General features: G+C 71.3%; 14 protein-coding genes. 12 read left to right on the forward strand and 2 right to left on the reverse strand.

The window, feature by feature from the left end; translation table 11 throughout:
* Positions 1-18: 18 nt before the first annotated feature.
* From BWI15_RS06270 to BWI15_RS06285, 4 genes are all read left to right on the forward strand, one after another.
* On the forward strand, positions 19-1,338 hold the full coding sequence (locus tag BWI15_RS06270; RefSeq protein WP_077013353.1) for a hypothetical protein: 1,320 nt from the start codon (positions 19-21) through the stop codon (positions 1,336-1,338).
* Between the two features lie 355 nt (positions 1,339-1,693).
* Positions 1,694-1,945 carry a WhiB family transcriptional regulator gene (locus BWI15_RS06275; protein ID WP_020389877.1) on the forward strand — a complete coding sequence of 84 codons (252 nt, stop codon included), beginning with the start codon at positions 1,694-1,696 and terminating at the stop codon, positions 1,943-1,945.
* A 233-nt stretch (positions 1,946-2,178) separates the two neighbouring features.
* Positions 2,179-5,091, forward strand: coding sequence for a glycosyltransferase (locus BWI15_RS06280; RefSeq protein ID WP_077013355.1), 2,913 nt, complete (start codon positions 2,179-2,181; stop codon positions 5,089-5,091).
* Complete coding sequence (locus BWI15_RS06285) at positions 5,088-6,566, forward strand: DUF5719 family protein (protein ID WP_077013356.1); 1,479 nt, start codon at positions 5,088-5,090, stop codon at positions 6,564-6,566. The genes BWI15_RS06280 and BWI15_RS06285 overlap by 4 nt, the downstream gene beginning before the upstream one ends.
* Position 6,567: 1 nt before the next feature.
* Here BWI15_RS06285 and BWI15_RS06290 read toward each other — a convergent pair whose 3' ends face one another.
* Positions 6,568-7,014, reverse strand: a complete 447-nt coding sequence (locus BWI15_RS06290) for a metallopeptidase family protein (RefSeq protein WP_077013357.1) — start codon at positions 7,012-7,014, stop codon at positions 6,568-6,570.
* Between the two features lie 31 nt (positions 7,015-7,045).
* On the opposite strand from BWI15_RS06290, the gene BWI15_RS06295 reads away from it, so the two are divergent.
* From BWI15_RS06295 to BWI15_RS06330, 8 genes are all read left to right on the forward strand, one after another.
* Positions 7,046-7,465 carry a DUF3499 domain-containing protein gene (locus BWI15_RS06295; protein WP_143465428.1) on the forward strand — a complete coding sequence of 140 codons (420 nt, stop codon included), beginning with the start codon at positions 7,046-7,048 and terminating at the stop codon, positions 7,463-7,465.
* Between the two features lie 119 nt (positions 7,466-7,584).
* Complete coding sequence (locus tag BWI15_RS06300; RefSeq protein ID WP_077013359.1) at positions 7,585-8,673, forward strand: Gfo/Idh/MocA family protein; 1,089 nt, start codon at positions 7,585-7,587, stop codon at positions 8,671-8,673.
* Complete coding sequence (locus BWI15_RS06305; protein ID WP_077013360.1) at positions 8,666-9,403, forward strand: ThuA domain-containing protein; 738 nt, start codon at positions 8,666-8,668, stop codon at positions 9,401-9,403. Before BWI15_RS06300 ends, BWI15_RS06305 begins: the two co-directional genes overlap by 8 nt.
* Before the next feature lie 70 nt (positions 9,404-9,473).
* A complete protein-coding gene (locus tag BWI15_RS06310; RefSeq protein WP_077013361.1) occupies positions 9,474-10,862 on the forward strand; it encodes a phosphomannomutase/phosphoglucomutase in 1,389 nt (462 codons plus the stop codon).
* The gene (locus tag BWI15_RS06315) at positions 10,862-11,062 is read left to right on the forward strand and encodes a Trm112 family protein (RefSeq protein ID WP_077013362.1); all 201 of its coding nucleotides are present in this window, start codon (positions 10,862-10,864) and stop codon (positions 11,060-11,062) included. The genes BWI15_RS06310 and BWI15_RS06315 overlap by 1 nt, the downstream gene beginning before the upstream one ends.
* Positions 11,059-12,135 (forward strand): SIS domain-containing protein, encoded by a 1,077-nt coding sequence (locus BWI15_RS06320; RefSeq protein ID WP_077013363.1) that lies wholly within the window; start codon positions 11,059-11,061, stop codon positions 12,133-12,135. Before BWI15_RS06315 ends, BWI15_RS06320 begins: the two co-directional genes overlap by 4 nt.
* Positions 12,129-13,301, forward strand: coding sequence for a mannose-6-phosphate isomerase, class I (manA, locus tag BWI15_RS06325; RefSeq protein ID WP_077013364.1), 1,173 nt, complete (start codon positions 12,129-12,131; stop codon positions 13,299-13,301). The genes BWI15_RS06320 and manA overlap by 7 nt, the downstream gene beginning before the upstream one ends.
* A gap of 38 nt (positions 13,302-13,339) precedes the next feature.
* A complete protein-coding gene (locus BWI15_RS06330; protein WP_077013365.1) occupies positions 13,340-14,299 on the forward strand; it encodes a cation diffusion facilitator family transporter in 960 nt (319 codons plus the stop codon).
* A gap of 181 nt (positions 14,300-14,480) precedes the next feature.
* On the opposite strand, the gene BWI15_RS06335 is transcribed toward BWI15_RS06330, so the two are convergent.
* A complete protein-coding gene (locus tag BWI15_RS06335; protein WP_077013366.1) occupies positions 14,481-14,849 on the reverse strand; it encodes a MerR family transcriptional regulator in 369 nt (122 codons plus the stop codon).
* Positions 14,850-14,953: the final 104 nt, after the last annotated feature.

Here is a 14,953-nt window from a genome sequence, read left to right on the forward strand (position 1 = left end):
ACATCCCGAGGAGCCCTCGTGGTCACCGACGCAACCAAGAAGCTCAGAGAGCCGGTCGCGTACATCCTGCTCGCCTTCGCCGGCCTCGTGGCGCTGGCTTCGCTGCTCCAGCTGTTCGTCGGTGGTGCGGGGTTCACCGCCGCCGCCAGCGGTGTGCGCAACGTGCTCACCCCACCCGACCTGACCGGACTGGTGCTGGCGATCGCGCTGGTCGCCGCGGTGTGGCTGGTGGCCGAGGCGGGTGAGCGCACCCCCAACGCCCGGACCGTCGCGCTGGCCGCGCTGGTGATCGTCGGTGTGATCGCCCTGATCGACCTCATCGCGGTGTTCGCCCTGTTCGGTGCCTCGAGCACCGCCGGCGTGAAGATCGCCAGCTTCCTGTTCAACCTCGGCGGCCTGGCGCTGTACGGCGCGGCCGGCTTCTACATCCTGAAGACCTTCCAGACGCTGCCCGCCCCGGTCCGCGTCCCGAAGCCGGGCCCGCAGGGCCAGTTCGGCGGCCAGGGTCAGTACGGCGCCCAGGGCCAGTACGGCGGCCCGCAGGGGGCGCAGCCGGCCAACCAGTACGGCGGCCAGCAGGGCCAGCAGTACGGCGCCTACGGCAACCAGTTCGACCAGGGCCAGGCCGCACAGGGTCAGTACGGCCAGTACGGCGCGGCTGCCGCGGCCGGTGCCGGTGCGGGCGCTGTCGGCGGCTACGCGGTCGCCCAGCACGGCGACCAGCAGTGGCCGCAGGAGCAGGGGTGGAACCAGGGCGAGCAGCAGCAGGCCTGGTCCGCGGGCGACGACCAGCAGGGCGCGCAGCAGGCTTGGTCCGGTGCTGACGCCCCAGGTGCCGAGCCGACCCAGCAGTGGAGCCCGGAGGGCCAGCAGCAGTGGGCCGGCGCTGACGCCGGTCAGCAGCAGTGGCCGCAGGAGCAGCAGCAGTGGGGCGGCGGCGACGCCGGTCAGCAGCAGTGGGGCGCCACCGACGCCGCGCAGTACGGCCAGACCGGCCAGCCGGAGTGGCAGGCCGACCAGGACTCCGCGCAGAACGTGGCGCAGCACCAGGTCGGTCAGCAGGAGCCCGCTCACGACGTGGCCGAGCAGCCGCAGCACGAGGGCGGTCAGGCCGCGGGCGAGCAGTGGCCGGACCAGAACTGGCAGCAGGGCAGCCAGACCTGGCAGGGCGAGGAGGCCGCGCCGGCCGCCGAGCCGCAGGCGCAGCCGGAGACCGACGCAGCCGACGAAACCCGCGTGGATCCGCGGGTTTCCGACCCCGCCAAGGACGACGAGCAGCCGCCGCAGGGTGGTCAGGGACAGCCCGGCCAGCAGGGCTGGTGGTCGCAGCCGTCCTGATCGACGGCACGGCCGGCCGCGGAAAATCGCGGACTACGCATTCCGGTCGGCACGTTCGTGTCAGCCACCGGGACGTTTCCGGTGGCTGACACCGCAGCGAAGAGTGACGAGAGGCCTGTGTACACAGGCCTCTCGTTCTTTTGCAGCCGTGTTGCGGATACCGCCAATAGCAGACCACGGCTTGACTTTCGTGGATTGCAGGAATGTAATTTCAACCGTGTCGTTCGTTGGACACTCGGTATCGGGGACTGCTTTCAGCACACAGAGCGGTCGAGGTCAGGCATGTGGACCGCAAACTCCACATGTACAGGGGAACGAACAGGGTCGAGGAGGTCGTACCGTGACAGAAGCGCTGATGGCGATTGTCGACGGTGAGGCGATCGAGGAGGAGCCGAACTGGCAGGAACGGGCGCTGTGCGCCCAGACCGATCCAGAGGCTTTCTTCCCGGAGAAGGGCGGTTCCACCCGCGAGGCGAAGAAGGTCTGTCTGGGTTGCGACGTCCGGGGCGAGTGCCTCGAGTACGCGCTGCAGAACGACGAGCGCTTCGGGATCTGGGGCGGGCTGTCGGAGCGGGAACGCCGCAAGCTGAAGAAGAAGGCCGTCTAGACTTTCTCGGGCCGACGGGCGTGGTGCCCTGCCACCCCGCCGTCGCCGGTCTGTCAGCAGCAGCACAACAGAATCCAAACTTCCGCGTGAGGCCCCGGCCGGACAGACGAGTCCTTGTCCACCGGGGCCCGCTGCTGTGCGCGAGCAGTCGGCGAGTTCGCGTAAGGTGAGTGCTCGCCGCGGCCCCCGGGCCGTGGCTGGCCGATCCTTCCCCTTGAGGTGCAGCGCTCCCGATGGAATCCGAAGCTCCGGCCGGCTGGGACTTTTTCGACGCCGTCGACTTCCCGACCGGAATCACCCACGACCCGATGGGTCGCGCGCCGGTCCGGCACGTCGTCACCGCGGTCGTGGTCGGGCACGAGGGTGCCGCCTGGCTGCCCCGGCTGACCGAGGCGCTGTGGGCGCTCGAGCGCCGGCCCGACCGATTGATCGCGATCGACACCGGCTCCACCGACGACACCGCGCAACTGCTGGCCGAGATGCCCGGCGTCGAGCCGGTGGTCGGCCTGTCGGCCCGCACCGGTTTCGGTACGGCGGTCACCCGCGGCCTGGAAACGGTCGGTTTCGCGCCGATCCCGTCCGCGGCCGGCCCGTACGGCGACGACGGGCACGCCCCGGTGGTCGAGTGGCTGTGGCTGCTGCACGACGACTGCGCGCCGGCGCCCAAGGCGCTGGAAAAATTGTTGCTTCAGGCCACTTTATCGCCGGACACCGGGATCTGGGGACCGAAGCTGCGGTTGTGGCCGCGCGACCGCGAGTTGCTCGAGGTCGGCGTCACCACTTCGCTCGGTGGCCGCCGCGACACCGGCATCGAGGCCGGCGAACTCGACCAGGGTCAGCACGACCAGCCGCGCCAGGTGCTGTCGGTCAGCTCGGCCGGCATGCTGGTCCGCCGCGACGTCTGGGAAGCGCTGGGTGGCTTCGACCCCAAGCTGCCGATGTTCCGCGACGACCTCGACTTCGGCTGGCGGGCCAGCCGGGCCGGCTTCCGGGTCGGTGTCGCGCCCGACGCGGTCATCTACCACGCGCAGGCCGCGGCGACCGGTGAACGCGCACTGGCCGGCACTCGCCGCCACGCGTACCAGCTCGACCGCGCGCACGCCTACTACACCGTGCTGGCCAACGCTCCGGCGAAGTTGCTGCCGCTGCTGATCCTGCGGTTCCTGGCCGGGACCGTCGTCCGCTCGGTCTGGTTCCTGATCGGCAAGACGCCGTCCGGCGCGGTCGACGAGTGGACCGCCCTGCTCGGCACGGTGCTGGCCGGCGGCTGGACCCAGGCTCGCAAGGACCGCCGCAGCCTCGACCGCGTCCCGTACGACGACTTCAAGGGCCTGTTCTCTCGGTCGGTGCACGCCCTGCGGCACAACCTGGAGGAGACCGGCAGCACGATCTCCGAGCGGCTCCGCGAAGCCTGGGCCGACGAGCCCGAGGAGCAGCCGCCGACCTCGGCCCGCCGGGCCAAGAGCACGGCCCGCGTCGCGGTTGACCAGCCGCGCTGGCGGCGGCAGCTGATCCGCCGGCCGTTCCTGGTCGCGTGGGTCGTGCTGGCGATCGGTGCGATCGCGGCCGCGCGAAGCCTGATCGGCGGCGGGGTCCTGCGGTCCGACCTGATGCTTCCGCCCCACGACAGCCTGGCCGCGCTCTGGAACGCCGCGGCCGCCGCGCCGGAAGGCGTGACACCGCCGGCCTGGCTCGGCCAGTTCTGGGCGCTGTCGACTGTCAGCTTCGGCCCGTCCGGCGCGACGAACCTGTTGCTGCTCGGCGGGATCCCGCTGGCCGCGCTCGCCGCGTGGGCGTTGCTGCGGGCTTTCATCGTCGACCGGGTCGCCCGCGCGTGGGGCGCCTCGGCGTACGGGCTGGCGGTGTTCACCAACGGCGCGATCACGCAGGGCCGGATCGGGACCGTGGTGGCGGCGATCGTGCTGCCGTTGCTCGGTGCGGCTGTGCACACGGTCGCGCGCCGTCGGCGAGTGGTCATCCAGGGCAGCTGGCGGGCGGCCTGGTTCGCTGGAATCTGCCAGGCGGTGCTGTTCGCTTTCACCCCGGCGCTCGGTCTCCTGGTCGGCGTCGCGCTGGCCGCCGGAGCCGTGCTCGGACTCGGCTGGCGCAGGCAGGGGCGGCAGCTGGTGTTCTCGGTGGTGCTCGGCATGCTGCTGGTCCTGCCCTGGACCCTCCAGTTGGTGCTGCACCCCTCACGCCTCGGCCAAGAGGCCGGTGGCCCGCCGACCGCAGGTGTGGGCCCGGGCGACAGCCTGGCCAACCTGCTCACCGGTACGCCGGCCGGAGCGCCCGCGCCGTGGTGGTTCGCCGTACCGCTGATCCTGGTGGCTTTGCTGGCGCTGACCCGGGAGACCCGGCAGCGGTACGAGCTGGTCGGCTGGTTCGCCGTACTGGCCGGACTGGCCGGCACGCTGATCGCCAGCCGGCTCGGGGGCGGCAGTGGTCCGCTGATGTTCCTGATGACGGCCGGCTGGATCATGACCGTCGCCGTCGCCTGGGACTCGGTCGGCAAGTCGGCCGACCTGATCGTCCAGGGCGTGCTCGGGGTGGTGCTGGTGGCCACGGTGGTGACCGCCGGGTTCTGGGTGGTCCGTGGTGACGACGGGCCGCTGTGGCGTGGTCCGGCGCAGGACCTCCCGGCGTACCTGGTCTCGTCGCAGGGACCACCGCAGAACGCGTCGATCCTGGTCGTGCGCAAGGAGCCGGGCAGTGCGACCCGGTTCTCGCTGGTGCGCGAGGGGGGGCCCCGGATGGGCGCGCTGGAAGCGGCTCCGAAGCCCGAGCAGACCAAGCCGATCACGGACGTGCTGTCCGCGCTCGGTGGTGGCGGCACGGGTGAGGAGGGCCGGCAGCTCGCGGCGCTCGCGATCGACTACGTGTACCTGCCCGCGCCCGTCGACCCGACCTTGATGTCCACGCTCGACTCGCTGCCCGGCCTGACCCGGGCCAGCGCCGCCGACAACGACGCCTCCTGGCTGGTCGACCGGACCACGATCGAAGGCAAGACGCCGGTCGAGCCGGAAGTCCGCGAGCTGTGGCGGGTGCTCGGGATCATCGCCTGGCTGATCGCGCTGGTCTTCTGCCTGCCGAGCGCCCGGCGGACCGTCGCCGTACCGCACGGCACTCACGCCCGGAGGGACTCATGACCGGCCTGCTGTCGGATCTGAGGGTCCGGATCGGCGCCTGTGTGCTGGCGTTGGCGCTGGCCGCCGGGATCGGCGTGCTGACCAATCCCAAACCGGCCGTCACGCGGGCCGAGGGCGTCGAGGAGCCGACCAGGACGGTCGTCAACCGGGCCGCCCTGGCCTGCCCGGTGCCCGGCGCGGGCGTCAAGACGCAGAGCCTGGTCAGCGCGGTCGCCCCGACTCTTCCCGAGGGGACGCCGACCGCGGCCGGTGACGAGGCGCCGCTCGCGATCGCGCCGCTCGACAAGACCGCGAACCCGGTCGGCTCGGTGCTCGCCCGCGGCCGGATCGCCTCGACCGCGCCGACCAGCAAGCTCGCGACGCTCGGCATCCAGGGCACCGGCCCGTTGGCCGCCGGGACCGTGGCGACCGCGACGTCGACCGCGCCCGAAGGGGTGAACCGCGGCATGGCCAGCGTTCCGTGCGCCGTACCGGGCTCGGACTTCTGGTTCGTCGGTGCCTCCGGTGCGCCCGGCCGGCGCGACGTCCTGGTGCTGACGAACCTGGACAGCATCAACGCCGAGGTCGACGTCACCCTCTACGGACCGGCCGGGCAGCTCGACGCCCCGAACGCGCGGGGCGTCGTCGTACCGGCCCGGGGCAGCACCGAGCTCTACCTCGGTCAGCTCGCGGCCGGTCAGCGCGATCTGGCCCTGCATGTCGAGTCGACCGGTGGCCGGGTCGCGCCCGCGGTCCGCGACAACGCGACCAACGGCAAGATCCCGGCCGGCGTGGACTGGCTGAACCAGTCGGCCGCCCCGGCGCAGAAGGTGGTCGTGCCCGCGATCGCCCCGGGCGGCGGGGTGCGGATCCTCACCGTCGCGAACCCGACCGACCTGCAGGCCACGGCGAACATCACGGTGAACGGGCCGAACGGGCCGTTCAAGCCCGCCGGGCTGGCGACGATGCAGATCCCGGCCGGCGCGGTGAAGGTGGTCCGGCTGGAGAAGGTGCTGAACGGCGACGCGTCCGCGGTCACCATCACCTCCGACCAGCCGGTCACGGCGTCGGCCCGGGTGACCGACTCGACGGTGCGCGAGTTCGCGTCGATCGGCGCGACCGAGCCGCTGCGCGGACCGGCGTACCTGGTGCTGCCGGCGCACGCGCAGCCGGCCGTGCTGCAGGTGACCGCGCCGGGGGAGACGGCCGGGGTGAAGTTCGAGCTGCGCGACGCGGCGAACAAGATGGTGCAGGCCCGGTCGGTGGATCTGGTCGGGGGCGCGACGACGCTGATCACGTTCAAGCCGCAGGCCAGGCCGACGTACCTGATGGTCGAGCAGTTGCGCGGGGACATCGTCGCGGGCGTCACGCTGATGCCGGCCGCGAAGCCGAAGGAGGACGACGTACCGCAGGTCGCCGTCTGGCCGCTGACGACCTCGCTGGTCTTCCGCGCTCAGCTCGGTGCCCAGCCCGACGTCGGCGCGGCGCTGAAGTAGGTCAGTCCTCGTCGGTTTCGAAGTCCGGATCGATCTGCTCCGGCGACAGCGCCAGGACGTCGGCCAGCTCGAGCACCAGCGCGGAGCGGACCAGCCAGGCCAGTCCCGCGCCGGAGCGCTCGGCCCGCAGCTCGATCGGGCGGCGGAACACGACGATCCGGTACGGCTCGTGCGAGGTGCCGCCGGTGGAGTGGGTGAGCGGGATCTCGCCCGCGTGGGCGTCCAGGTTCGGTACGTCCTCGATCGCGAACTCGACCCGGGCCACCACCTGCGGCAGCCGTTTCTCCAGTCTGGTCACCTCGATCGCGACCACCTCGTCGAACTGCGCGGCGGCCGACCGCTGCAGCGGCAGTCCACGCGGCGCGAAGCTGCTCGGCCGGCTGATCGGCCCGAGCATGCCCCGGCCGTGCCGGTCGATGTGCCTGCGATGACGGCGAGCCTCGGTCACGCGCTCAGCCTAGTGGGGGTAACGTCTGGTCGTGAGCATCGCCAGGATCTGTTCGCGCGCCGCCTGTCATCGGCCGGCGGTGTCGACGCTCACGTACGTGTACGCCGACTCCACCTGCGTGCTGGGCCCGCTGGCCACCTACGCCGAGCCGCACTGCTACGACCTGTGCGCCGACCACGCCGACCGGCTGACCGCGCCGAACGGCTGGGAAGTGATCCGGCTCGCTCCGGACCCGGCCGCCGCCGGCCCGTCGTCCGACGACCTGGAAGCGCTGGCGAACGCCGTACGGGAGGCCGCGCGGCCGTTGCCGCCGCGGGAGACCGGCCGGCCTGGGTCGACGACGCCCGGCGCACCGGTCGAGGTCGCCCGCCGTGGTCACCTCCGCATGCTCCAGGACCCGAGCAACACCCAGACCCCCCGCACCACCGAAGGCGGAAGCGGTACCTCGTAGCGTCCGAAGACCCCGAGGTCATAGCGCACGGTTCTTCGGACGCTGTGACGTGGAAGACCGTGTTCGTAACGTGGGATGAGGTTGACCACGTTGTCAGGTACTGACCAGACTGCTGATCTGTGAACGATCAAAAACTACGGGTCGGAGTGGTCGGTCTCGGCTTTGCCGGGCGGACCGCACTCGAAGCGTTCTCGGAGCTGCCGGACGTCGAGGTGGTGGCGCTGGCCGGGCTGGAGAAGGACACCCTGGCCGAGCTCGGCGAGAAGCACCGGGTACCGCATCTCTACGAGAAGTGGGAGGACCTCCTGCAGACCGACGGCCTGGACGCCGTCAGCATCGGTACGCCGACGCAGCTGCACGCCCCGATCGCGCTGGCCGCGCTGGAGCAGGGGCTGCACGTGCTCTGCGAGAAGCCGCTGGCCCGCACGGTCGACGAGGGCACCGCGATGGTCGAGGCGTCGAAGAAGGCCGGCAAGGTGCTCAAGGTCATCTTCAACCACCGCGAGCGCGGGGACGTCGCCGCGCTGAAGCACCAGATCGACGAGGGCCAGCTCGGCCGGATCTACTACGCCAAGGCGCATTGGATGCGGCGCAACGGCATCCCGGGTATGGGCGGCTGGTTCACCAACCGCGAGCTGTCCGGCGGTGGCCCGCTGATCGATCTGGGCGTGCACATCCTCGACCTGGCGCTGCACCTGCTGCAGGAGCCGAAGGTCACCACGGTCAGCGCGAGCACCTTCGCCGAGCTGGGTCCGCGCGGCCGCGGCAGCGCGTCCAGCACGATCCGGCCGACGGTCGACACGCTCGGCTCGAAGTTCGAGGTGGAGGACCTGGCCACGGCGTACCTGCGGCTCGAGGGCGGCGGCGCACTGCAGCTGGAGACCAGCTGGGCCACCTACCGGGCGCCCGGCGACAACTTCGGCATCGAGCTGTTCGGCACCGAGGGCGGCGCCAAGATCGAGGTCCAGAATTACACCAACGAGGACACGCTGCGGATCTTCACCGATGTCGGCGGTGTGCCGGCCGAGGTCCGTCCGGCCACCGGGGCCGGGCTCGGCCACCGTGCGGTGGTCCGCGAGTTCGTCGCCATCGTGCGCTCCGGCGAGTGGTCGGCGCACAACGGTTCGGAGGCTCTGCTCCGGACCCAGATCATCGACGCCTGCTACGCCTCGGCGAACGCGGGACGAGAGGTAGTGCTTCATGGTTAACGTCACCGTCTGGGGCGAGAACGTCCACGACCAGCGCGACGCGTCGGTGCAGAAGGTCTATCCCGACACGATGCACGAGACAATCGCGGCCGCCCTGCGCGCCAAGCTCGGCGACGAGGTGAACGTCCGCACCGCGTGGTTGCAGCAGCCCGAACACGGCCTGACCGAGGAGGTCCTGGCCGACACCGACGTGCTCACCTGGTGGGGACACGCGGCGCACGAGGACGTCGACGACGCGGTCGTCGAGCGGGTGCACAAGCACGTGCTGTCCGGGATGGGCCTGATCGCGCTGCACTCGGCGCACTTCTCGAAGATCTTCGTGAAGCTGATGGGCACCACCTGCTCGCTGGACTGGCGCTCCGACAACGACCGCGAGCTGCTCTGGACCGTCGCCGCCGGGCACCCGATCGCGCAGGGGGTCCCGCACCCGCTGGTGATCGAGCGCGAGGAGATGTACGGCGAGCTGTTCGACATCCCGCAGCCCGACGAGCTGGTGTTCGTCAGCTCGTTCTCCGGCGGCGAGGTGTTCCGTTCCGGCTGCTGCTACCGCCGGGGCCAGGGCCGGGTGTTCTACTTCCGCCCGGGCGACCAGGAGTATCCGACGTACCACCAGCCGGAGATCCAGCAGATCCTCGGCAACGCCGTCCGCTGGGCCGCGCCGACCAGCCCGCGCCAGCTGCCGACGGTGCACCACCGCAAGACCCCCGGCTGGTTCGAGAACCAGGCCTGAGCCGGGCGCCGTCCACAGCCCGGGCGTGCCTGGTGAGCCAGGCACGCCCGCGGCCGGATAGGGTCCACGCATGGTTGACGTTGCTGCGATCTTCAAGGCGTACGACGTTCGCGGGGTCGTCCCGGACGAGCTGGACGAGTCGGTCGCCCGGGCGGCCGGCGCCGCGTTCGTCGAGGTGCTCGACGTGCTCGCCGGTCCCGGGGCGGTGGTGATCGGCTACGACATGCGTCCGTCCAGCCCCGCGCTGGCGGCCGCGTTCGCCGAGGGCGTGGCCGGCACCGGGGTCGACGTGATCGACATCGGCCTGGCCTCGACCGACATGCTGTACTTCGCCTCCGGCCGGCTGCAGCTGCCCGGCGCGATGTTCACCGCGAGCCACAACCCGGCGCGCTACAACGGGATCAAGATGTGCCGGGCCGGCGCGTCCCCGGTCGGCGCGGAGTCCGGGCTGCGCGACATCGCGGACCTGGTCGCCAAGGCCGTCGCCGAGCCGCCGGTGAGCGTGCCGGCGCCCGGCAAGGTGACCCGCAAGAACCTGCTCACGGCGTACGCCGACCATCTGAACGACCTCGTCGACCTGCGTGACATCCGGCCGCTCAAGGTGGTCGTCGACGCCGGCAACGGGATGGGCGGGCACACCGTGCCGGCCGTGTTCGCCACCGGCCCGGTCGAGATCGTCCCGCTGTACTTCGAGCTGGACGGCGACTTCCCCAACCACGAGGCCAACCCGCTGGACCCGAAGAACCTGGTCGACCTGCAGGCCAAGGTGGTCGAGGTCGGCGCCGACCTGGGCCTGGCCTTCGACGGCGACGCGGACCGCTGCTTCGTGATCGACGAGCAGGGCGCACCGATCTCGCCGAGCGCGATCACCGGCGCCGTCGCCGTCCGTGAGCTGGCCAAGCACCCCGGCTCGGCGGTGATCCACAACCTGATCACCTCTCACGCCGTGCCGGAGCTGATCGCCGAGCACGGCGGGACGCCGATCCGCTCGCGGGTCGGGCACTCCTACATCAAGCAGCAGATGGCCGAGACCGACGCCGTGTTCGGCGGCGAGCACTCGGCGCACTACTACTTCCGCGACTTCTGGCGCGCGGACACCGGCATGCTGGCCGCGCTGCACGTGCTGGCCGCGCTCGGTGAGCAGGACAAGCCGGCCAGCGCGGTGTTCGCCGAGTACGAGCGGTACAAGGCCTCCGGCGAGATCAACAGCCGGGTCGACGACGCGGCCGCCACGGTCGCCGCGATCGAGGACACCTACGCCGGGCGGGACGGGACTACCGTTGACCATCTGGACGGTCTGACGGTCGACGCGGGACAGTGGTGGTTCAACGTCCGCGCGTCCAACACCGAGCCGCTGCTGCGGCTGAACGTCGAGGCCGGGGACGCCGCCACCATGGAGCGTGTCCGGGACGAAGTACTGGCCCTGATCACCGGGAAACCGGTGGAGGAGAAGAACTGATGGCAGTCAACCTGGACCCGGACCTGCTCAGCATCCTGGTCTGTCCCAAGTGCCGGTCGGAGTTCCGCGTCGACGACGAGGCGAACGAACTGGTCTGCACCAACGCCGCCTGCGCGCTGGCCTACCCGGTGCGGGACGACATCCCCGTGCTGCTGATCGACGAAGCCCGTGAGACCAAAGAGGCCGAAACCACACGATGAGCTCCTTCGACGACTCGCGGCTGGACGACCCCGCCGCGCTCGAGGCGACCGACCACCTGCTGCGCCGGCTCGCCGGGGCCGGAGCCCGCGTCCGGGCCGAGATCGACGCTGCCGAGGAGGTGCTGTCGAAGCTCGGCTCCGACGGCTTCCGCTCGCGCGCGATCGTCGCGGCCGGCCGTGACGCCCGCCTGGTCCGTGCGGTGCTGGAGCCGGTCTGCCCGGTGCCGTTCGTGGCCTGGCCCGGTCCGGGCCTGCCCGGCTGGACCGGACCGCTCGACCTGGTGATCGTGCTGGGCGGCAACGCCGCCGATGCCGAAGCCATCTCGGCCGCCGCCGAGGCCGAACGCCGCGGCTGTGGCCTGATGGTCGCCTGCCCGGCCGGCTCGCCGATCGATCAGGCGTCGGCCGGCTCCCGGCACGCGATCCGGCTGCCGTCGCAGTCCGACGACCAGCTCGCGGCAGCGGTCGCCGTACTGCAGGGGCTGCACCAGATGGAGCTCGGCCCGGTCGTCGACGCCAAGGCCGTCGCGGCTCTGCTGGACGACGTCGCGATCGAGTGCTCACCGAACAACGACGTCGCGTCGAACCCGGCCAAGGACCTGGCGCTGATGCTGGCCGACGCGCTGCCGCTGGTCTGGGGTGGGTCCGTGCTGGCCGCGCGGGCCGCTCGCCGGGTCGTCGAGGCGCTGCGGCTGGCCAGTGGCCGTCCGGCGCTGGCGGCTGACGCGGGCCACCTGCTGCCGGTGCTGAACCAGCCGCCGCGGGACGTGTTCGCGGACCCGTTCGACAAGCCGGCGGAGCTGCGTCCGGGCCTGCTCATCCTGGACGACGGCGTCGAGGACGCCGGCGTGGCCGAGCACCGTCGCCAGCTCGAGCAGAAAGCGGAGCGGCACGACGTCCGCGTGCACGTGGTCACCCAGGCCAACGGCACCGACATCGCGCGCTACGCGGCCCTCACCCAGCAGGGCCGGTACGCCGCGGCGTACCTGGGTATCGGGCTGGGCCGCTACGGCACCGAGGCGACCGAGACGCCGATCGTCCCCGGCAACCCGGCGGTGGATCCGGCGTGGTAGCCCGACTCGCGACCACGATTCGCGACTACGCGTGGGGATCGCCGACCGCGATCCCGGCCCTGCTCGGCGTCGAGCCGGACGGCACCCCGCAGGCCGAGCTGTGGATGGGCGCGCACGAGTCCGCGCCGTCGGTCCTGCCCTCGGGCGAGTCGCTCTACGACCTGGTGTCGGCGCGGCCGGCTGAGATTCTGGGAGAGGAGACGGCCGAGCAGTTCGACGGCCGGTTCCCGTTCCTGGCCAAGATCCTGGCCGCGGCTCAGCCGTTGTCGATCCAGGCGCATCCGTCGCCGGAGCAGGCGGTCGAGGGTTTCCGGCGCGACGAGCAGGCCGGCATCCCGCGGGACGCCGCCGACCGCAACTACAAGGACGCCTGGCCGAAGCCGGAGATCCTGATCGCGCTCGAGCCGTTCGACGCGCTGGTCGGCTTCCGGCCGCTGGACCGGACGGTCGCGCTGCTCGAAGCCCTCGACCCGACCGGGCTCGAGGGTCTGACCGCGCAGCTGCGCGACGGCAAGCTGCGCGACGCGTTCACCGAGTTCATGAGCAGCGACCGGGACACGATCCGCCCGCTGGTCGGTGCGCTTGCCGAGGCCTGCGCCCGGTACGCCGGGCAGGCCTTCGCCGTCGAGATCGAGACGATCGGGCGGCTGGCGGAGGACTTCCCCGACGACCCCGGCGTCCTGGCGGCGCTGCTGCTCAACCGGGTGCGGCTGGAGCGGTTCGAGTCGGTCTACCTGCCGGCCGGCAACGTGCACGCCTACCTGCGCGGGACCGGGTTCGAGGTGATGGCCAATTCCGACAACGTGCTGCGGGGTGGTCTGACCAGCAAGCACATCGACGTCCCGGAACTGGTCTCGGTGATCGACTTCGAGCCGCTGGCCGACCCGGTGCTGCACGGGACCGTCGTCGCGCCCGGGATCACGGCGTACGAGACCGGGAGCCCGTACTTCGCGGTCCGGCGGGTGGACCTGGCCGGCGAGGCGGTCGTCGTACCGGCGGACGGGGCGCGGATCGTCGCTGTGGTGGACGGTGAGGTGACTGTCGGTGCCGAGGGCACCGATGAGACCGAAGCGTTGTCCGCCGGTCAGTCGGCGTTCCTTCGAGGACCCGAAGGAGCCTGTAACCTGCGTGGTTCCGGCACGGCGTTCGTCGTGTCCGCTCGCTGAACTTTTTGGCCCCCTGAGTCTCTGGAGGACTGACCGACATGGCTGGTGGCGGTACCAAGGCTGTTGTCGCGGCACTGCTGGCGAACACCGGAATCGCGATCACGAAGTTCGCCGCCTGGGGGCTGACCCAGTCGGCCTCGATGCTGGCCGAGGCGATCCACTCGGTCGCCGACGCCGGCAACCAGGTGCTGCTGCTGGTCGGTGGCAAGCGCGCCCAGCGGCAGGCCAACGAGCTGCACCAGTTCGGCTTCGGCCGGGAACGCTACGTGTACTCGTTCATCGTGGCGATCGTGCTGTTCAGCGTCGGTGGACTGTTCGCGCTGTACGAGGGCTACCACAAGATCCACGACCCGCACGCGATCGAGAACTGGAAGTGGGTCCCGGTCGTGGTGCTGGTGGCCGCGATCATCATGGAGACGTTGTCGTTCCGGACCGCGATCGTCGAGGCGAACAAGGTCCGCGGGCACGTCTCGTGGAGCCGGTTCATCCGCAACGCGCGGTCGCCGGAGCTGCCGGTGATCCTGCTGGAGGACTTCGCCGCGCTGACCGGTCTGGTACTGGCGCTGATCGGCGTCGCCCTGACCCTTGCCACCGGCAACGGTATCTACGACGGCGCGGGCTCGATGGCGATCGGCGCGCTGCTGGTCGTGGTGGCGGTCTTCCTGGCGATCGAGATGAAGTCGCTGCTGCTCGGCGAGTCCGCGACCCGCGAGGCGCAGCAGAAGATCGTGACGGCGATCGAGAACGCGCCCGGCGTCCAGCGGCTGATCCACATCAAGACGCTGCACCTGGGTCCGGAAGAGGTGCTGGTCGCGGCGAAGGTCGCGGTCGAGCCCGGTGCCGACGCGGCCGCGGTGGCGGCGGCGATCAACGCGGCCGAGCGCGCGGTGCGCGAGGCGGAGCCGATGTCGCAGCACGTGTACCTGGAGCCGGACATCTACGTCGAGGGCTACGTGCGCGAGGAGCGCCCGCAGGTGCCCGAGGCGCCGTCGCACTAGTCGCATTCCCCACCCCCGCCTCCTGGGTCCGCCCGGGTGTCATTGGTGGGTTGACCCATGAATTCGCCCGTTGGCCCACCGGAATTCGGTGGTCCAACGGGATTTTTGGTGGGTTGACCCACCAAATGATTCGGGCGAGGCGGAGGGCGTGGCCCGGGGATGGGGGCGGCGGGGCGAGGGGTCAGCGGGGGCGTTGGGCCGGGGGTGGGAGTACGCCGGAGCGGCCGAGCCAGCGCAAGGCTCGTTCGCGGTCGATCTCGGCGGGGCTGGGTGGGGTGGTCAGGCGGCCGGTGCGGTAGCCGAGGTTGCGCAGGTCGGCGGCGACCGACGGCTCGGCCAGCGCCTTGAGGGCGAAGGCCAGGGCGGCCGGCGTCACGTCGTAGCGGTGCTCGAGTTCGAGGGCGAGCTTGACGGCGGCGAGATCGCGTTCGTCGTACTGGCGCTGGGCGGAGCGGCTGGATCGGGTGCGCGGCAGCAGGCCGAGGGTCTCCCGGTAGCGCAGCATCCGCGCGGTCGTGCCCAGCAGTTTGGCGGCCTCGGTGATGCGCATGGGGATATCTTGACATTTAGGTGTCAGGAACAGCGACTCGGTACGCCACGTCGGGGGCCCGAACCGCTAGCCTCGTGCCGAAGACTTCACCAACCGACACCCTC

This window comes from Kribbella sp. ALI-6-A, from assembly GCF_001984195.1.
Classification (GTDB): Bacteria; Actinomycetota; Actinomycetes; order Propionibacteriales; family Kribbellaceae; genus Kribbella.